This is a genomic window from Candidatus Borkfalkia ceftriaxoniphila (genome assembly GCF_004134775.1).
Classification (GTDB): Bacteria; Bacillota; Clostridia; order Christensenellales; family Borkfalkiaceae; genus Borkfalkia; species Borkfalkia ceftriaxoniphila.
On sequence record NZ_SDOZ01000002.1, the window covers coordinates 407,261 to 425,593 of the forward strand.

The 18,333-nt window shown below is 53.1% G+C and carries 16 protein-coding genes; 3 read left to right on the forward strand and 13 right to left on the reverse strand.

Translation table 11 applies throughout. From position 1 onward, the window contains the following. Positions 1 to 156 precede the first annotated feature (156 nt). The 7 genes from ESZ91_RS01985 to lon all read right to left on the reverse strand — a co-directional run bounded on the left by ESZ91_RS01985 (position 157) and on the right by lon (position 8,007). A complete protein-coding gene (locus ESZ91_RS01985) occupies positions 157 to 402 on the reverse strand; it encodes a sporulation transcriptional regulator SpoIIID (protein ID WP_236082707.1) in 246 nt (81 codons plus the stop codon). Positions 403 to 481: 79 nt separating this feature from the next. Further along, on the reverse strand, positions 482 to 1,804 hold the full coding sequence (locus ESZ91_RS01990; protein ID WP_129223603.1) for a replication-associated recombination protein A: 1,323 nt from the start codon (positions 1,802 to 1,804) through the stop codon (positions 482 to 484). 15 nt (positions 1,805 to 1,819) lie between these two features. Then, a complete protein-coding gene (locus tag ESZ91_RS01995; RefSeq protein WP_129223605.1) occupies positions 1,820 to 2,962 on the reverse strand; it encodes a hypothetical protein in 1,143 nt (380 codons plus the stop codon). A 114-nt stretch (positions 2,963 to 3,076) separates the two neighbouring features. Then, entirely contained in the window at positions 3,077 to 3,883 is an 807-nt protein-coding gene (locus ESZ91_RS02000) for a sugar transferase (protein WP_129223607.1), read from the reverse strand. A 69-nt stretch (positions 3,884 to 3,952) separates the two neighbouring features. Next, positions 3,953 to 5,074, reverse strand: coding sequence for an acyltransferase family protein (locus ESZ91_RS02005; RefSeq protein WP_129223609.1), 1,122 nt, complete (start codon positions 5,072 to 5,074; stop codon positions 3,953 to 3,955). Positions 5,075 to 5,080: 6 nt separating this feature from the next. Next, positions 5,081 to 5,689: a ribosome biogenesis GTP-binding protein YihA/YsxC gene (gene yihA, locus ESZ91_RS02010; protein WP_129223611.1), complete on the reverse strand. Its 609-nt coding sequence runs from the start codon at positions 5,687 to 5,689 to the stop codon at positions 5,081 to 5,083. Continuing rightward, entirely contained in the window at positions 5,686 to 8,007 is a 2,322-nt protein-coding gene (gene lon, locus ESZ91_RS02015) for an endopeptidase La (RefSeq protein ID WP_129223613.1), read from the reverse strand. Before lon ends, yihA begins: the two co-directional genes overlap by 4 nt. 228 nt (positions 8,008 to 8,235) lie before the next feature. Between lon and ESZ91_RS02020 the strand changes: the two genes are divergently transcribed. Next, positions 8,236 to 8,457, forward strand: a complete 222-nt coding sequence (locus ESZ91_RS02020; protein ID WP_129223615.1) for a helix-turn-helix domain-containing protein — start codon at positions 8,236 to 8,238, stop codon at positions 8,455 to 8,457. 32 nt (positions 8,458 to 8,489) lie between these two features. Here the strand turns inward: ESZ91_RS02020 and gltA are convergent, their stop codons facing one another. The 5 genes from gltA to tig all read right to left on the reverse strand — a co-directional run bounded on the left by gltA (position 8,490) and on the right by tig (position 14,342). Beyond that, complete coding sequence (gene gltA, locus ESZ91_RS02025; protein ID WP_129223617.1) at positions 8,490 to 9,881, reverse strand: NADPH-dependent glutamate synthase; 1,392 nt, start codon at positions 9,879 to 9,881, stop codon at positions 8,490 to 8,492. 1 nt (position 9,882) lies between these two features. After that, positions 9,883 to 10,725, reverse strand: coding sequence for a sulfide/dihydroorotate dehydrogenase-like FAD/NAD-binding protein (locus tag ESZ91_RS02030; protein WP_129223619.1), 843 nt, complete (start codon positions 10,723 to 10,725; stop codon positions 9,883 to 9,885). Between the two features lie 162 nt (positions 10,726 to 10,887). Then, on the reverse strand, positions 10,888 to 12,105 hold the full coding sequence (gene clpX, locus ESZ91_RS02035) for an ATP-dependent Clp protease ATP-binding subunit ClpX (RefSeq protein WP_129223621.1): 1,218 nt from the start codon (positions 12,103 to 12,105) through the stop codon (positions 10,888 to 10,890). A 124-nt stretch (positions 12,106 to 12,229) separates the two neighbouring features. Beyond that, complete coding sequence (gene clpP / locus ESZ91_RS02040) at positions 12,230 to 12,811, reverse strand: ATP-dependent Clp endopeptidase proteolytic subunit ClpP (protein ID WP_129226227.1); 582 nt, start codon at positions 12,809 to 12,811, stop codon at positions 12,230 to 12,232. A 58-nt stretch (positions 12,812 to 12,869) separates the two neighbouring features. Continuing rightward, a complete protein-coding gene (tig, locus tag ESZ91_RS02045) occupies positions 12,870 to 14,342 on the reverse strand; it encodes a trigger factor (RefSeq protein ID WP_161971006.1) in 1,473 nt (490 codons plus the stop codon). Positions 14,343 to 14,525: 183 nt separating this feature from the next. Between tig and ESZ91_RS02050 the strand changes: the two genes are divergently transcribed. Both ESZ91_RS02050 and ESZ91_RS02055 read left to right on the forward strand, forming a co-directional pair. Then, a complete protein-coding gene (locus ESZ91_RS02050) occupies positions 14,526 to 16,226 on the forward strand; it encodes an Rqc2 family fibronectin-binding protein (protein WP_129223625.1) in 1,701 nt (566 codons plus the stop codon). Beyond that, entirely contained in the window at positions 16,226 to 17,131 is a 906-nt protein-coding gene (locus ESZ91_RS02055; protein WP_129223627.1) for a TIGR01212 family radical SAM protein, read from the forward strand. Before ESZ91_RS02050 ends, ESZ91_RS02055 begins: the two co-directional genes overlap by 1 nt. Here the strand turns inward: ESZ91_RS02055 and ESZ91_RS02060 are convergent. Next, entirely contained in the window at positions 17,106 to 18,320 is a 1,215-nt protein-coding gene (locus ESZ91_RS02060; protein ID WP_161971007.1) for an MFS transporter, read from the reverse strand. The two genes, ESZ91_RS02055 and ESZ91_RS02060, sit on opposite strands and share 26 nt — an antisense overlap. Positions 18,321 to 18,333 lie beyond the last annotated feature (13 nt).

The following is an 18,333-nucleotide window of genomic DNA, read 5'->3' on the forward strand; positions in this document are numbered from 1 at the left end:
GTTTTTGTGATTTAATGATATTACATTATATCACAATCGCACAAAAAACTCAATGATTTCAAGACAAAATGAACAAAAGCACAAGCAAAAATGCAGAAATGCGGAGCGGTAAATTTTACCGCTCCGCCTCTTCGCCGTATTTCAGATCAGTCGCATTTACGATCTATCGTTCTTTTCGTACTTTTTTTTGGTCGCGTTTCCGCCGCGGATATGCCGTTCGCGCAGGTTTTTATCCAAAACCTCCCGAACCTTGCAATAGAGTTCGAAGTCGATCTCCTGCAACCGCTCGGACACGTCTTTGTGCACCGTAGATTTGCTCGTTCCGAAGCGTTCGGCGCAGTCGCGCACGGTCGCGCCCGTTTCCAGAATATATTCCGCGCTCATCAAAGCGCGTTTAATCATATAATCCCACAAGTTCTGCCACCCCCGAAAATTCAGCGATGGTACATTCTATGTCGAATTATGGATGATTATGACATATTTACTCTTTTCGCATTTCACGCTTCCACGCTTTGATCTCGTCGAGGCGCGCTTTGTATTTGCTTTCCATCCCCTCTTCTGTGGGGCGGTAATATTCTTTATCTTTCAAAGAATCGGGAAGGCACTGCATGTCCGTCAGTTTTTCTTCGTAATCGTGCGCGTAGCGGTATCCTTTTCCGTAATTCAACTCTTTCATGAGCCGCGTGGGCGCGTTGCGGATGATGAGCGGCACTGGTTCGGCGAGCATGGTCAGCGCGTCCTTTTTCGCGCTCTCGTACGCCGTGTACAGCGCGTTGGACTTGGGCGCCATGGAAAGATAGACGACCGCCTGCGTTAAATGCACGCAGCATTCGGGCATGCCGATCCTATGGCACGCCTGAAACGCCGCCACGGCGATCTCCAGGGCTTTGGGATCGGCAAGCCCCACGTCCTCGCTTGCGAACCGCGTGACGCGGCGGGCGACGTACAACGGGTCTTCCCCCGCTTCCAGCATGCGCGCCAGCCAGTATACGGCGGCGTCGGGATCGGAATTGCGCATGGATTTATGCAGCGCGGATATGAGATTGTAATGTTCTTCGCCCGTCTTGTCGTACAACAGCGACTTTTTCGAAGTGCATTGCTCCACCGTTTCCCGCGTGACGCGCACGGTATCGCCTTCGGTCTCTCCGTTCAACACAGCCATTTCCAGAGTTGAAAGCGCGCTGCGCGCATCCCCGTTGGCAAAATTCGCGATCGTTTCGATGACGTCGTCGGAAATTTCGATTTTCTGTCTGCCGAATCCTCGTTCGTCGGAAACCGCATTGCGGAGAAGTTCGCACAGTTCTTCGGTTTTCAGCGTTTGCAAAACGAACACTTTACATCGCGATAAAAGCGCCCCGTTGACTTCAAAGGAGGGATTTTCCGTCGTAGCGCCGATGAGGATGATGCTTCCCTTTTCCACATAGGGCAGAAACGCGTCCTGCTGCGCCTTGTTGAATCTATGGATCTCGTCCACGAATAAGATCGTCTTTTCGCCGAAACGGCGGTTTTTTTCCGCCTGTTCCATGACCGTTTTTATTTCTTTAATGCCGCTCGTGACTGCGGAAAAATCGATGAATTTCGCCTTGGTCCGATTGGCGATGATGCGCGCGAGCGTAGTCTTGCCCACGCCGGGCGGCCCCCAGAAGATCATCGAGCCGATCTTGTCGCCCTCGATCAGGCGGCGCAAAATTTTTCCTTCGCCGAGAAGATGCTTCTGCCCCGCGAATTCTTCCAGCGTGCGCGGCCGCAGCCGCGCCGCAAGAGGAAGATCGGTCTCACTCATAAAAAAGGTCTGTTGTTCCATAGATAAAACTCCACGTTACCCGCCGAACGCCCGATACAGAAAATACAACCCCACGAGCACTCCGATGCCGAGAAGGACGAGCCCGCTCACTTTGAGCGCCGAAACAGGCGCTTTTCCCGTGACTTTGCCGTTAAAGCCGCTCACGAAAAAATTATAGAGTTTGGAATGCCAGTTGCAGTGCCCCACGTATACGGGCAGCAGAATATATTTATACGTGATATGAAAGCATTGCGTGGAAATGTCGAACGAGGATACGACGTCGTATGTATATTGCCCTAAAATAGCGGATTTCAAGCGGTTTCGGATGACGCCTTTCGCCTCGTCCCAACAGGAGAGGCCGCTCTTGGAATATTGCGTGGCGGTAAAACCGCTCAGGTATTCTTTTGTGTATTCCTTGCTGTTGTTGGTGTCGAAAGGCTGCAGCCTGTCGAGCGATTGCTGGTCTATATTCGCGGACGCCTGCACCAAAACGTCGTCGAACGCCATCGAATAATGCCCGCTGACGGTGAAATATCGGATATGCCTTTGCGAAACCGTGCGCCCGTTCACACGGCGCGTCGTATAGTAATATTTTCCCAGTACGGCGCGGTATTCGGATTCCGTCGCCGTATCGAAAGAAAACGCGGGCGTATAGACGCCCTTGATTTCTTCGGGACGGGCGCTTTTACGGAATTTGCCGGGCGCGAACGCGCGCTTGCGGATCCATTTCCTGACGCGGCTGCCCGCCTCATCTTTTCCGATCTGAAAGGGAACGACGGCGTTGGGTTTCAAACCCGAAAGTTCGTCTGTCTTTACGATATTGCTCGTACCGCAAAAAGGACAGGTTTTGGCGATCTCGTTGATATCGAGCACTTCTCTCGCCCCGCAGTTTTCACAGCGAAAAACGTGCGTTTCGCGCCCCCACGTATTGTTTTCGGCGAGCAAACGCTCGAAATCCTGCTCTTCGCTGCTCTTGGCGTCGATGTCCCTGACCGTGCCGCAGTGGATACAGTGCAGTTTCTTTTTCTCGGAATCGTAAACCATATTGGCGCCGCAGGAGGGGCACTTCGTCACGGCAGTTTCGTTTTCCACCTCACCGTTTTCGGTCCTGTTTTCCGCCCTTGCGGGCGCCGCGGCCGCGAATTCTTCGCCGAACAAATCAAGATTATCTCTGCGCATATGATCCTACCTTCGTTTTGTTTGCAATTATTATATGCTTTTTTGTTAAGATTGTCAAGATTTCCGAAAAATACGAAAAAGCGGAAACCGCGCTTTCGCGGTTTCCGCTTACGATCATCTCTGATATTTCGCCTTCTCTTCGCGGAAGGACAGCGTTTGGCGCAATTTTTCCTCGCCCCGTTTTTCGAGATCCTGCGCCTCTTCCTCGGTGATCTCTCCCGCATCCGACAAAGACCGCACGTAAGTTTTTTGGGCGCATTCTCCCAACCTGTTCTTCCTGTCGCCGCGGATCTTCGCGATCAGATAAAGGAAAAAATAAGAAAAATCTTTGAAAAGCGAACGGGAAGACACGTATTCGGCGTCCTCTTCGAACATATCCGCATAAGTGAGCGCCTCGCCGCCGTACTTTTCGAGCGAACTTAAAAGCCCAGCCCGCACGGCAAACCGCACGCGCGCCTCGCCTTTCACGGCAAGGCTGTCTGCGGCGCGCATCGGCACGGGGCCGATAAAACTGAGCCTGCCGCAAAAAATATCCGCAAGATAGGGATAATAGGCGATCTTACAGGCGCGCATGGCCTTTCCGAGATTCGTTACGTTGCCGTCGGCATCTTCGCAGACGAATTCCGTTTTATACGAAAACTTTTCCTTTTTGCCGATAAAATACTTTTTCACGAAAAGAGAAGGATACGCTTTTGTCTTTTTGTTATAGACGAACTGAACGATCCAGAACACAAAAAAGAAAGGAAACAGCACGGCGAGACCCAAAAAGGAAAACAGGATATCTAAGATACGTTTGCAACACCATTTATAATTGAGCGCCAGTATAAGCACCAGCACGGCGATATCGATGATAATAAACAGAGCAAGTCCCCAAGGCTGGCTTAAAAAAGGCGCAGAGGAATCGCTTAACAAATTGGACATAAAATTGTGCCTCTCAACAAATTCGATATTTCATTGTAGCATAACGCGCGCCGTTTTACAAGCGTTTTATTAAGATTTAGCGATTCTTCTGACGGCAACTATCGCCGTGCCGATCGCAAAACTAACCAGAATGCAGAGCAGTGCTATGACGATGAAACTCAACAAACCGATATGCGGGAATAAATTAGCGTTTAATTGCAGATCTTTCAGGATAATATGTATCGGAGTTTGAACAAGATAAACATAAAATACCGATCTTCCCAATAAATAGACGAAACGCGAGCCCTTGACTTCGATCCCCAAAAACACGAGAAATAACCCTGCCGCAGACAGAATAGAAGTATGGCAATTTAAATGATACCAATTTTCCGTAAAACCATGAAAAACATGCTTCTCCAGCAAAATATATAGGGCGGCAAGAATTACGCCGAAAAAATAAAGAACCAATCCCGATTTGAGACAGAAACGTTTGGAAAGTTTTCCCTTATCGTACAATAGTTTTAATTCAAACCCCAATAAGAGAAACAATTGATACGCTCCTATCAATGAAAAAGTGCGTATCGGGAAATCAAGATGCGCGATACGGGTAAAATCTTCCAATAAAATTCTCATGAAACAAAAAACCATGAGAAGTCGGCGCGCCGCGTTGGAAATTTTCTCATCTTTGCACAAAAGATAGTAGACGGGATAAAACACGATCATCTCGGTGTATGCCAAGATGAACCACAGATAGCCGTATTCTCCGCTGAATTTCCAAGAAAGTAAATTTTTACCCAGCGCAAAAAATTCAGTGCGCAAAGAATCGAAAAACGCTCCTTTACCCTGAACACACCCGCGCACCGTCTTATATGTAAGCAATACGATTAAAACGCAAAGCGCGGGGAGCAAGATTTCAAACAACAGTTTTTTTAACCGCTGTTTATAATTGAAATGGCCCTGAAAGAGATAAAACCCCGTAATTATGAAGAATGTACCCACAGCGCAGACGTTGAGCAAATTCACATAACGGGCAAATATACCAGCGGTGCCGGGCGCATGATAAAATTGGTTAAACGTATGGTTGAAAACGACCATAACAATGCAAACGATACGGCAGATTTCAATAGCCGCGTTCCTTTTCGGTTTCTCTGAATGCGCAGTATCCGAATTAACGTTTATTTCCGAATTTTTTTCAACTATACTCTCACACATCGAATCTTACAATTCCTCTTCCGTCTCTGTTTCCAAGGTACAAATTTTTTCGATCAAGGACAAGACTTCGTCTTTGCCCTTTTTCGTGACGGCGGAAACGGGCAGGACGTTGCCTTCGCCCGTCTTGAAGGCGGCGGCGATCCTGCGCACGGCGTCTTTCACGCGCGTCTTGGCAAGTTTGTCGCTCTTGGTCGCGACGACGGTGAACGGTATGCGCTCGTAATAGAGATAGTCGATCATGGTCAGATCGTCGCGCGTCGGATCGTGGCGGATGTCTGCGAGCGCGAACACGTGCGCAATGTTCTCTTTTTCCGCAAAAAAGTCGTCGAGCATTTTGCCCCACTTATCCTTTTCCGCCTTGGATACGCGCGCAAAGCCGTATCCGGGAAGATCCGCCAGCAAAAACTCGCCGAAATCAAAATAATTCACCAGCCGCGTGCGCCCCGGGTCGCCCGAGGTGCGCGCCAACTTGTTTTTGTTCGCGAGCATGTTGATGAACGAACTCTTGCCCACGTTGGATTTGCCGCATACGGCGATCATGGGCTTATCGGGTTTTAAAAATCCCTTTTTATCCGCCGCGGAAACGACGAATTTCGCGTCTTTTATGAGTATCATAGGCCCACGATCGCGCTGGAAAATACCGTATCCACTTCGGTAGCGGGAATAAAGTGCATATCTTTACGCACGCTTTCGGGTATTTCGTCCACGTCCTTTTCGTTTTCCTGCGGAATGATGACGTTCTGTATGCCGATGCGGTGCGCCGCGAGCACCTTTTCTTTGAGCCCGCCGATGGGCAGAACTTTGCCGCGCAGCGTGATCTCGCCCGTCATCGCCACGTCCTTGCGGACGGGTTTGGCGGTGAACGCCGAAAGGATCGCCGTCGCCATGGTGATGCCTGCGCTCGGCCCGTCCTTGGGCGTGGCGCCCTCGGGCACGTGAATGTGTATATCGGTGGTGCTGAACGCGTCGGGCGCGATGCCGTACTTATCGGCGTGCGCGCGGATATAACTGATTGCGGCGCGGGCGCTCTCTTTCATCACGTCGCCCAGTTTGCCCGTCAGTTGGATATCGCCCTTTCCGGGCATGGCGGAAACTTCGATGGTGAGCGTCGTACCGCCCACGCTCGTCCAGGCGAGCCCCGTCGCGGCGCCCACTTCGTTATCGTCTAATTTGCGCAGATCGCTTAAATAGCGCTTGGCGCCCAACAATTCTTCCACTCTCGCGGAGGTGATCGTCTGTTTGCCGATATTGCGGTCTTCCGCGTAATTGACCGCGATCTTACGGCAGATGGAACCGATCTGCCGTTCGAGGTTGCGGACGCCCGCCTCCATGGTATAATTTTCGATGAGCGTGACGATCGCGTCGTCCTCGATCTCGAAAATTCCGTCGTGCAAACCGTTTTCGGTGCGTTTTTTGGGTACGAGATAGCGTTTTGCAATCTCTTTTTTCTCTTCCAGCGTGTAGCCGTTCAGTTCGATCAATTCCATTCTGTCCAGAAGCGGCGCGGGAATGGTATCCACGCTGTTCGCAGTGGTGATGAAAAGCACTTTGGAAAGGTCGTAGGGAACTTCCAAAAACCTGTCGCGGAACGTCGCGTTCTGCTCGGGATCCAAGACTTCCAACAGCGCGCTGGCGGGATCGCCGCGCATATCGCTGGAAATTTTATCGATCTCGTCCAAAAGGAATACGGGATTGATACTGCCGACCGACTTCATCGCGTAGATGATGCGCCCCGGCATCGCGCCCACGTACGTCCTGCGGTGACCGCGGATCTCCGCCTCGTCCTTGACTCCGCCCAGGCTCATGCGCACGAATTTTCGGCCGAGCGCCCGCGCGACCGAGCGCGCGATGGACGTTTTGCCCACGCCCGGAGGCCCCACAAAGCAAAGAATGGGCGCGTTCATGCTCTTTGTCAACTGCAACACGGCAAGATATTCGGTGATGCGCGTCTTGACTTTTTCCAGACCGTAATGGTCTTCGTCGAGAATTTTTTTGGCGTCGGTCAGACTTTCGGTATCCTTGGTCTCTTCCGTCCAGGGAAGGTCGCACAGCCAGTCGAGATAGGTGCGGATGACGGTAAATTCGGGCGACGAAGGCGGCATTTTATCCATGCGCGCGATCTCTTTGAGCGCCTTTTCCTCGATCTCGGCGGGCATATGCTTGTCCGTGATCGCTTTGGTCAGTTCTTCCTTTTCGTTCTCGTCGTCCCCCAATTCGGTGTGAATGGCTTTGAGTTGCTCGCGGAGAAAATATTCTTTCTGGTTCTTGTCGATGCTCTGGCGCACCATGGAACTGATCTTCTTTTCGAGTTTGGCGATCTCTAACTCGTCGTTTAAACACCGCTCGAACGTTTTCAGGCGGTCCACTACGTTGACGATCTCCAATATCTGCTGTTTGACCTCGTTTTTTACGTGCAGATAGGTCATTGCGTTGTTGATATACACGTCCGCATCGTTGATTTTTTCCAGAAGCGCCACGCCCTCTTTGGGAAAGCGCGCATCGCCCGACTGAATGTCCTTCATCACGTCCTGCGCGGTGCGGAAATATGCCTCTTCGAGCATTTCGTCGCCGTGGACGGCGGGAAGTTCGGAAACGAGCGCGTAGAAACAGCCGTCCTCTTCATACACTTCTTCCGCCTTGGCGCGGAACGTACCCTCCACGTTGACGCGGAGATTATTGGAGGCGAGTTTTGCGATTTGACGGATGGTGACGACGGTGCCGACGGTATACACGTCCTCGGGCTTGATATCGTCCTTGGTCATGTCGCGCTGGGCGCACACGAAGAGCGTCATGTTCTGCTGTTCGGAGGCGCGCGAAACCGCCGTGAGCGAGACGAGTCTGCCCACATCGAAACTGGAAACCGTATCGGGGAAAACCACCTTGCCGCGGAGCGCGACCATGGGATAAACGCTTTTTTTCTTTGTTTTAGCCATATTTCATCCTTTTTTCCGCTTTCGGGAAAAATCATATCGTTTTGGGGACACTGCCCCGATTATTCGAATATACATAGTATAACACATATTTGTGATTTTTACAAGTACATAGCAAAGCGAAAGCGCGAAAAGAACTTTTCGCGCTTTTTATAATTTGTAACTACTATAAAGTCTGAAATAATATTATTTGAATTATTTAGATTATACTTTTTGAAAGGAGATCACGATATGAATAAAAACAGTATTGAATTTAAACTGATTCAGTCCAGGCTCAGAGAAACAATCGAATACAGCAATTATACTTTACAAGAGATTTCGATACGGACAAATATTTCTCTTTCGACCTTAAAAGGTTATATGACCGAGGACAGATTGCCGAATTTAAAGCGGTTTTTCACGCTTTGCACTGTATTGAATATATCTTCCGATAAAATTTTAAAAATCAAATAAGAGGCGCGAAAACTCCGAGCCTCTTTATCTATTTACTTTTTATTTTTAATATATTCGTCGATCGCTTCGGCGGCGGTTTTGCCCGCGCCCATGGCGAGAATGACCGTTGCGGCGCCCGTTACCGCGTCGCCGCCCGCGAATACGCCTTCGCGCGAGGTCTGCCCGTTTTCGTCGGCAATGATCCCGCCCCAACGCTGCGTTTCCAGTCCCTTCGTCGTGGATTTGATGAGCGGGTTGGGAGAAGTTCCGATCGCCATGATCACGCAGTCCACGTCCATCGTGAACTCGGAATTTTCCTTGACGACGGGACTTCTGCGCCCCGATGCGTCGGGTTCGCCCAATTCCATTTCCACGCATTCCATGCCGCCCACAAAGCCGTTTTCGCCCTCTAAGATGCGCACGGGATTGGTCAGAAGTTTAAAGGAGATGCCCTCTTCCTTGGCGTGCTCCACCTCTTCCCTTCTCGCGGGAAGTTCCGCCTCGCTGCGGCGGTAGACGATGGTCACTTCTTCCGCGCCCAGCCTCTTTGCGCAGCGCGCCGCGTCCATCGCGACGTTGCCGCCGCCCACGACCGCGACCTTTTTCGCGTGCGCGATGGGCGTTCTCGCGTCCTCTTTATACGCTTTCATCAGATTCACGCGCGTCAGAAACTCGTTTGCGGAATAAACGTCTTTGAGATTTTCGCCGGGAATGTTCATGAAACGCGGCAATCCCGCGCCCGAGCCGATGAATACCGCCTCGAAAGCGAACTCGTCCATCAGTTCGTCGACGGAGAGCACCTTGCCGATGACCATGTTGGTCTCCACTTTGACGCCCAGCGCGTTCAGATTGTCGATCTCTTTCTGCACGATGGCTTTGGGCAGACGGAATTCGGGGATCCCGTACACGAGCACGCCGCCCGCGAGGTGCAGCGCCTCGAACACGGTGACGTCGTAGCCGCGTTTGGCGAGATCGCCCGCGCAGGTCAGCCCCGCGGGGCCCGAGCCGACGACGGCGACTTTATGTCCGTTCGGCTGCGCCTTGACGGGCAGATCGCACGAATGTTCGTTGTGCCAGTCGGCGACGAACCGTTCCAGCCGCCCGATGGCGACGGGTTCGCCCTTGACGCCGCGCACGCATTTCTGCTCACACTGCGTTTCCTGCGGGCAGACGCGCCCGCACACGGCGGGCAGAGAACTGGACTTTTGGATGATCTGATACGCTTCTTCGAATTTTCCTTCCGCGACTTTCGCGATGAAATCGGGAATATGTATCTTGACGGGGCAGCCGCCGACGCAAGGCTTGTGTTTGCAGTTCAGGCAACGCTTGGCCTCGTCCACGGCGGTTTCGGCAGTGTAGCCGAGCGCCACTTCCTTGAAGTTTTTATTGCGCACGTCGGGTGCCTGCGCGGGCATTTCGTTTTTTTTCAAAGACATATTGGGCATATCATTTCACCTCCTTGGAAAAGAGGTTGCAGGCTTTTTCTCGCTCGTGCAACTCGAATTCTTTATACACCGTGGCGCGCTTCATCATTTCGTCGAAATCCACCTCGTGACCGTCGAAATCGGGACCGTCCACGCAGGCGAATTTGGTCTTGCCGCCCACAGTCAGACGGCAGCCGCCGCACATACCCGTGCCGTCGATCATGATGGGGTTCATGCTGACGACCGTTTTGATATCGTACTGTTTGGTGAGCAGGGAAACGAATTTCATCATGACGACGGGCCCGATGGCGATGACCTCGTCATACTGTTCGCCGCTTTCGATGAGCGCTTTCAAGGCGTCGGTGACGAGTCCTTTTTCGCCGTAAGAGCCGTCGTCGGTCATCATCTTATAGACGTCGGAAACGGATCTGAACTCCTTTTCCAGAATGACTAAATCCCGATTGCGGAAACCGACGATGCTGTGCACGACCGCACCCAGTTCGTGCAGTTTTTTCGCCACGGGATAGGCGATGGCGCAGCCGACGCCGCCGCCGATGACGGCGACTTTTTTAAGTCCCTCCACGTGCGACGCGGTGCCCAAGGGTCCCACGAAATCCTGAATGCAATCGCCCTCGCCGAGGCGGTTGAGCCGCTCGGTCGTGCCGCCGACAATCTGGAATATAATGGTGATCGTCCCTTTCTCGCGGTTATAGTCCGCGATGGTCAGGGGGATGCGCTCCCCCTCTTCATCCACGCGCAAAATGATGAACTGCCCCGGTTCGGCTTTTCTCGCGACGAACGGCGCCTCCACTTCCATGAGCGTGACGGTTGGATTGAGTTCTTTTTTTCGAATGATCTTATACATACGTTTATGCCTCATACAGGGTACTTTGTTTCACACAAATTATAAATGGTTTTTACGGACAAGGCAAGCGTTTCGCGCCGCGTTTCGACAAAAAGGCGTATAAGTTTTTCTTATCGCCGCCATAAAAAAACGGCGCCGTATATTTCGGTGCCGTTTGTATCGTCAAGCGCTCTTTTTCACGATGGCGGGCTTGGATTTCCCGAGCACGCAGTCGCGCGTGATCTTGACTTCCTCGATGCTGTCGTTGGAGGGAATGTCGTACATGACGTCGGTCATCAGATTTTCGATGATGGTGCGAAGTCCCCTCGCGCCCGTCTTTAAGCGGATGGCGGTGTTGGCGATCTCGCTCACCGCGTCCTCGTCGAAGGAGAGTTTGACGCCGTCCATGCCGATGAGTTTCTGGTATTGCTTGATGATGGCGTTTTTCGGCTCGGTGAGGATCTTGACGAGCGCGCCTTCGTCGAGGGGCTGTAAACTCACCACGATGGGGATACGCCCGACGAATTCGGGGATCAGGCCGAATTTCGTCAGATCCTGCGGCTTGACGTCGTCCAGAAGTTCATAATCCATTTCCTCGCCGCTCTTTTTCACGTTGGAACCGAAACCGAGGGAGGTGTCGTCCTTGCGGCGCTGCACGATCTTATCCAGCCCAACGAACGCCCCGCCGCAGATGAAGAGAATGTTGGTGGTATCGATGCGCATGCACTCCTGCTGCGGGTGTTTGCGTCCGCCCTGCGGGGGCACGCTGGCGATCGTGCTCTCGATGATCTTCAAAAGCGCCTGCTGCACGCCCTCGCCCGATACATCGCGGGTGATGGAAACGTTTTCGCTCTTTCTCGCGATCTTGTCGATCTCGTCGATATAGATAATGCCGCGCTGCGCCTTTTCGATGTCGTAATCGGCGTTCTGAATGAGTTTCAGAAGGATATTTTCCACGTCCTCGCCGACGTAGCCCGCCTCCGTAAGCGTGGTGGCGTCCGTGGTGGCGAAGGGAACGTTGAGGATGCGGGCGAGCGTACGCGCCAAAAGCGTTTTGCCGCAGCCCGTGGGCCCGAGCAGCAGAATGTTGCTCTTTTCGATCTCCACGTCGTCCTCTTTTTTCAGATTGTTGATGCGTTTATAGTGGTTGTACACGGCCACCGAAAGCACTTTTTTCGCTTTATCCTGTCCGACAATGTATTTATCCAGTTCGGCTTTGATCTCCGAAGGTTTTTTCAGCGCTACCTCGTCCTGCGGTTTCTCCTCCGCGTCGAGCAACTGTTCGCGGCAGATCTCTACGCACTCGTCGCAGATATTGATGCCGTTGGGACCGGATATCAAACATTTTGTCAGTGTTTTCGGCTTGCCGCAAAAGGAACAAAATTGTTCTTCGTCTTTCATTTTTTACTCCGTAAACTGATTTTAAAAATTTCGCCGCGCAAAATTCGAACGGACATTCTCTTATTGCACAGCGAAGTTTTGTTTTTGTATTCACTTTTCCAGCAAGATTCAAACCCGAAGGATCTTATCTTTTATAGAAAACTTTGTCGATAAGGCCGTATTTTTGCGCTTCGTCCGCGGAAAGGTAATTATCGCGGTCGGTGTCGCGCTCGATCTCCTGAATGGTCTTGCCCGTATTTTCGGAAAGGATACGGTTCATCTTATCGCGAATTTTTAAAATATGCTCCGCCTGGATCTTAATGTCGCTCGCCTGTCCCTGCGCGCCGCCGAGCGGCTGATGGATCATGATCTCGCTGTTGGGCAGCGCGAAACGCTTGCCCTTGGCGCCGCTGGAAAGCAAAAACGCCCCCATGCTCGCCGCGAGCCCGATGCAGATGGTGCTCACGTCGCATTTGATATACTGCATGGTGTCGTAGATCGCAAGCCCCGCGGACACGCTGCCGCCCGGACTGTTGATGTACAGGCTGATATCCTTGCCCAGATCTTTCGCTTCGAGATAGATAAGTTGCGCCACGATGGTGTTCGCCATCCCGTCGTTGATCTCGCCCGAAAGGAAGATGATCCTATCTTCCAAAAGGCGGGAATAAATATCGTACGAACGCTCCCCGCGGCTGGACTGCTCCACGACCATGGGGATCAAATTCATTCTTTCGTCCATATGTCCTCCTTATTTGCCCGCCGTACCGTAAATCCGGAGTTGCGGGTTATTCTTTATCGCTTTCGGCGCTCTTTTTCGCCGCGGGCTTTTTTGCCGCGGGTTTTTTCTCGCCGTCTTCGCTCTTTGCCGTCTTTTTGGCGGCGGGTTTCTTGGCGGCGGGCTTTTCTTCCCCTGCCGCGCTCTTTGCGGCGGGCTTTTTCGCCGCGCTCTTCTTCGCCGCTTTGCCCGTCATTTCGTTGTTCGCTTTCAAAAACTCGAACAATTTATTGATGGTGATGTCGTTCGCAATGTATTCCCTCTGCGAAGCGTCCACGTCCTTTTTGTACTCTTCGAGCGTTTTGCCCGTCGCTTTCGCGTACTCTTCGAGTTTTGCGTCCACTTCCGCGTCGTCCGCCTTGATGTTCTCCTGGCGGATGATCTTATCGATGACCAACTGGCTCTTTACGGTGTCGGCAGCCTGCGCCTCGTAGCCCTTGCGGAACGCTTCCATATCGGTGCCCATGTATTTGAGGTAATCTTCGAGTTTCAGCCCGCCGTACTGCATGGAAAGGCGGTATTCTGCGTTGCGCACCATCATGTCTACCTGGTTTTCGATCATGACCTGGGGAATTTCCGCCTCGGCCTTATCGGTGATCGCCTTGACGATGTTGTTTTCCGTCTCCGCGTCGCCCTTAGACTTGGCTTCCTTTTCCAGGCGCTCGCGCGTTTCTTTCTTATAAGCCTCGACGCTCTCCGCGCCCGCCGCGTCCTTGACGAACTCGTCGTTAACTTCGGGAAGTTCTTCTTTTTTGATCTCGTGCAGTTTGACCGCGAACACGGCGGCCTTGCCTTTGAGTTCTTCCGCCTGATAATCTTCGGGGAAAGTGACGTTGATATCCTTCTCCTCGCCGATATTCATGCCCACGACCTGCTCTTCGAATCCTTCGATGAAGGAATGGCTGCCGAGAACGAGCGTATGGCGCTCCGCCGTGCCGCCTTCGAATTTGACGCCGTCCACGCTGCCCGAAAAATCGATGATAACGCTGTCGCCGTTTTCCGCCGCGCGGCCCTCTACGTTCACCGTGCGGGCGTTTCTTTCCTGTAACTTTTTAAGTTCCGCATCCACGTCGGCATCGGTTACATTATACTCAACTTTTTCGATCTTTATACCCTTGTAGTCGCCCAATTTCACGTCGGGCTTGACGGGCGCGACCGCAACGAGCACGGCGCCGTCCTCGTCGATCTTCTCCACGGACAACTCGGGCTGGCCGACGGCGGTAAAGTTTTCCGCCTCCTTGTCGAGGATGTTATAGTAATGCTCGGAATACAGGTTATTGAGCGCGTCTTCGTAAAAAACGCCCTTACCGTAATTGAGTTCGATGACGTGTTTGGGGGCTTTGCCCTTTCTGAAACCGTTGACGGCATATCTGCCTCTCGTCTGCATATATGCTTTCTGATTCGCCTGCTCCCATTCTTCTTTGCTGAATGTGATCTTAATGGTCACGGTGCTTTTTTCGGAAGCCTGTGCTTTGTATTTCATAACCTTTCTCCTGACAAAAAAATACTTTTTTACTCGATACAACATTTTAGCACAATCTTTCCCGTTTGAAAAGCGTTTTTGCCCTGAATCCGCATATTTTCGCATTTTTCAAACGATTTACAAATTTTGCGTTTTGGATTATAATAGGAAGAGATCCTTTGACGGGATCGGGAGGTTTTTGAAATGCCCCAGGACGCCTATACCCTGCGCCACGTTGCGCGCGAACTTTGCGCCGCGCTTTCGGGCGGCAAGGTCAATAAAATCATTCAGCCCTCGCGCGACGAGATAGATATGCTTCTGTACGCGGGCGGCCGCACGCAAAAACTTTTGCTCAACACCAACGCCTCGTACGCCCGCGCCGCGCTCTCCGACGCCGCCAGAAGCGCGCCCGCCGCCGCGCCCAATTTCTGCATGCTGCTCAGAAAGCACCTTTTGGGAGGCGTGCTCGTAAGCGTGGAACAGATCGCTTTCGAACGCATTCTCGCCTTTACCTTTGACTGTACGGGCGAATTTTCCCGCGCGCGGCGCGTGCTGTACGCCGAGATCATGGGCAAATACTCCAACCTGATCCTTACCGAAAACGGCGTGATCTCGGGTGCGCTGAAAGTTTCTTCGGTCCAGGAAAATTTCAAACGCACCCTGTTCCCCGGCGCGAGATATCTCTTTCCCGAACCGCAGGACAAAGCGGACGCGCGCGATATACAGGCGCTCGAAGCGCTCTTTTCCGCGTTCGGCGGGGGCGATCTCGAGCGCTTTTTGTTCGAATCGGTGGGCGGGCTCGCCTACTCCACCGCCGCGCTCATCTGCGAATCGGCGCATATTTCCGACCCCGCGCCCCCTTTCGACGGCGCGGGCGCGAAATCGTTCGCGCAGCACGTACACGATTTTATCTTTTCCGAAGAGGTTTCACCCGCGATCCAAACGCGGGACGGCGCGTTCGTCGATTTTCACGCGCGCTATGCGGGCGGGATTCCCTTTGACAGCGTAAACGCCGCGCAGGACGCCTTTTATACGGACAAGGAAACGGCGCGCGACTTTACCGAAAAGCGCCGTAAACTGGAAAGCCTTTTGAACGCGCGGCGCAAAAAGGAAGAAAAAAAACTGGCGTTGCTCGTCGACAGGGAAAGAGAATGCGCCAATATCGAGAAAAACCGCGTGTTCGGAGAACTTCTGACCGCCAATCTGTACGCTTTGAAAAAAGGCGCTGAGGGCTGCGAACTTTTAGACTACACCGACGAAAACTGTCCGCTCGTGAAAATACCGCTCGACAAGACGCTCTCGCCCGCGCAGAACGCGCAGAAATATTATAAGAAATACAACAAACAGAAACGCACGCTCGCAGCCGTGGCTCCGCAACGCGCGGAAACGGAGAGCGAACTGGATTACATTTTCAGCGCCCTTTCCTCCCTCGCCCGCGCGGAAACGTGCACCGACCTTGTGGAGATCGAGGAAGAACTGAAAGAATACGGGCTGATCAAAGCGGAAAAAGGCAAAAAAAAGCCCCCCAAGGAGGCGCCCTTCCGCACTTTCTCGTTCGAAGGGTTTACGATCTTCGCGGGGCGCAACAACGTGCAGAACGACCGCCTTTTGAAAGAATCCGCGCCCGAAGATCTCTGGTTCCACACCCAGAAATACCACAGTTCGCACGTCATCGTCAAGAGCGGGCGGAAAGAAGTGCCCGACGGCGTGAAACTGTTCGCCGCCGAGGTATGCGCGTATTTTTCCGACGCCAAGGCGGGCGATAAGATCCCCGTGGACTTTTGCGAGCGCAAATTCGTAAAAAAGCCTTCGAAATCGCGGGCGGGATTCGTCGTGTACACGAATTTTTCCACCATGCTCGTCACGCCCGACCGACACGCAGACAGACAGACGGGAGCGCGCTGATGGAGCGGTACCATTCTTTCAATTCGTACATGAAAGAACGTTTCGGCGGAAAAGTTTATAAACTGGCGCTGGACGCGGGCATGACTTGTCCCAACCGCGACGGCACGCTCGGAACGGGCGGCTGCATTTTCTGCGCGGGCGGCGCGGGAGAATTTTCTGAAAAGGACTGCGGCGATCTGCAAACGCAGATCGAACGCGCCAAGGCGAGGATACGCGCGAAGACGGACGCGGAAAAGTTCATCGCCTATTTTCAAAGTTATACCAACACTTACGCGCCCGCGGAGAGGCTGGAAGCGCTGTTCTTTCCCGTGGCGGATCTTCCCGAAATCGAGGCGGTCTCCGTGGCGACGCGCCCCGACTGTCTGGGCGGCGACGTATTGGACGTGCTGGAAAGGCTGCGAAAGAAAAAGCCCCTGTTCGTGGAACTGGGCTTACAGACAATCCATGAAGAGAGCGCGCGGCTGATCCGCCGCGGCTATCCGCTTTCCGTGTACGAAAGAGCGGTGAAAGATCTGAACGGGATCGGCGCGGAGGTGGTGACGCACGTCATTTTGGGGCTTCCCCGCGAAAGCGCCGAAATGATGGAAGAAACCGTGCGCTACGTGGGAAGAAGCGGCGCGCGCGGCATCAAATTGCAACTGCTGCACGTGCTCGCGGGCACAGAGTTGCAGAAAATGTATGAACGCGGAGAATTTTCCGTACTGTCGGCCGATGAATATATCGGCGTTCTGTGCCGCATGGTGGAGGCGCTGCCGCCCGAGATCGTGGTGCACCGTTTAACGGGCGACGCGCCCAGGCGCCTGCTCGTCGCGCCCGCCTGGTCGGCGGACAAAAAGCGGGTGCTGAACGCGATACGGGCGGAATTCGAGAGGCGGAACGTCATACAGGGAAAAACGTGTCAGTAAAGTTTACCGACGCGTTTTTTTTGTTCATGCGGTGCATGACAAAGAGCACGGCGGCACACAGGAAAGGCGCGACGGACATGGTGAGATAAGCCGTGCGTATGCCCGTCAATTCCGCGATGCTTCCCGCGGCGGAGGGCAGAGCCGCCGCGCCCAGATCGGCGCAGACCGCGAGCGAGGCGATCATCCACGCGCCCGCCGAGGGCATATTTTCGCTCGCCACGGTCATGATGCCCGGCGAGAGCACGCCCACGAACAGTCCGCAGCAGACGGATGTGACGAGCGCGAAAATCACGTTTTCCGTCACGGAGGAGAGCAAGAACAGCGCGCAGGTGGACAGCGCGGCAAAGATGAGCACGGGAAGAGGGAAATGTTCCTTTCGTTTGGAGATCGCGACATATGTGAGCCCGCCCACGCCGAGGCAGACGGCGAACAGCCCCATGCCGACGAACTCGCTCCACTCCCCGCCCACGCCGAGCGCGGCGGTCGCGAATACGGATATCCATTGATTGGCGGCGATCTCCGAACCGTACCCCAAAAAGATCGCCACCAGCGCCAATATGTAAAACAGATGAAAGGAAGATTTCGGTTTGGATATCCCGCTCTTTTTAACGACGGCCGCGCCTCCGACCAGAACGGCGGCGCCGAGCGGGATCAGGGCGAACCCGAACATGAGGTAATTCCAACTCTCTGAGCCGAAGACCGTCAGAAACACGGCGCACACGGCGACCAGCCCCACCTGCGCCCAGGCATACACCGTCTTTAACAGGCAGATAGAGACCGAATTTTCGAGGCGGGGTATATTGTCTGCGATATTGGAGAGCACCACTTCGGACATACCGCCCGCAAAGGCGAACACCGTCGTCGCGCAGACGATGCCCGTAAAAAGCCCCTTCTCCGAAAACAAAAAGGGCACGCAGCCGTAAAACAGCAGTCCCGCAAAACTCAGCGTGCAGGAAAACACCGCAAGTTTCCGGAAAGAAACTCTGTCGATGAGGAAGATCAGAAGAAAGTCCGCGCACATCTGTGCGGCAAAATTGACCGCCGTCAGCATACCGAGTTTTATGTATGAAAAGTTATATAATTCGATAAACGATACGAATAAAAGCGCCGTAACGTTGGTAATGATTGCCTGATTGACGATACCCGCATAGCAAGCGCGCGCCGTGCGGGAGAATTTTCCTTTGTTCATCTCGTTTTCTACG

Bases quoted from the DNA above. Each gene is read 5' to 3' on its own strand.
- clpP (WP_129226227.1), bottom strand. From the start codon at position 12,811: ATGAATTTGATCCCCATGGTCGTGGAGCAGTCCAGCCGCGGGGAGCGT.
- ESZ91_RS01985 (WP_236082707.1), bottom strand. From the start codon at position 402: ATGATTAAACGCGCTTTGATGAGCGCGGAATATATTCTGGAAACGGGC.
- ESZ91_RS02050 (WP_129223625.1), top strand. From the start codon at position 14,526: ATGCCCCAGGACGCCTATACCCTGCGCCACGTTGCGCGCGAACTTTGC.
- gltA (WP_129223617.1), bottom strand. From the start codon at position 9,881: ATGCCCAATATGTCTTTGAAAAAAAACGAAATGCCCGCGCAGGCACCC.
- ESZ91_RS02000 (WP_129223607.1), bottom strand. From the start codon at position 3,883: ATGTCCAATTTGTTAAGCGATTCCTCTGCGCCTTTTTTAAGCCAGCCT.
- ESZ91_RS01990 (WP_129223603.1), bottom strand. From the start codon at position 1,804: ATGGAACAACAGACCTTTTTTATGAGTGAGACCGATCTTCCTCTTGCG.
- clpX (WP_129223621.1), bottom strand. From the start codon at position 12,105: ATGAAAGACGAAGAACAATTTTGTTCCTTTTGCGGCAAGCCGAAAACA.
- ESZ91_RS02005 (WP_129223609.1), bottom strand. From the start codon at position 5,074: ATGTGTGAGAGTATAGTTGAAAAAAATTCGGAAATAAACGTTAATTCG.
- ESZ91_RS02020 (WP_129223615.1), top strand. From the start codon at position 8,236: ATGAATAAAAACAGTATTGAATTTAAACTGATTCAGTCCAGGCTCAGA.
- lon (WP_129223613.1), bottom strand. From the start codon at position 8,007: ATGGCTAAAACAAAGAAAAAAAGCGTTTATCCCATGGTCGCGCTCCGC.
- tig (WP_161971006.1), bottom strand. From the start codon at position 14,342: ATGAAATACAAAGCACAGGCTTCCGAAAAAAGCACCGTGACCATTAAG.
- ESZ91_RS02055 (WP_129223627.1), top strand. From the start codon at position 16,226: ATGGAGCGGTACCATTCTTTCAATTCGTACATGAAAGAACGTTTCGGC.
- ESZ91_RS02060 (WP_161971007.1), bottom strand. From the start codon at position 18,320: ATGAACAAAGGAAAATTCTCCCGCACGGCGCGCGCTTGCTATGCGGGT.
- ESZ91_RS01995 (WP_129223605.1), bottom strand. From the start codon at position 2,962: ATGCGCAGAGATAATCTTGATTTGTTCGGCGAAGAATTCGCGGCCGCG.
- yihA (WP_129223611.1), bottom strand. From the start codon at position 5,689: ATGATACTCATAAAAGACGCGAAATTCGTCGTTTCCGCGGCGGATAAA.
- ESZ91_RS02030 (WP_129223619.1), bottom strand. From the start codon at position 10,725: ATGTATAAGATCATTCGAAAAAAAGAACTCAATCCAACCGTCACGCTC.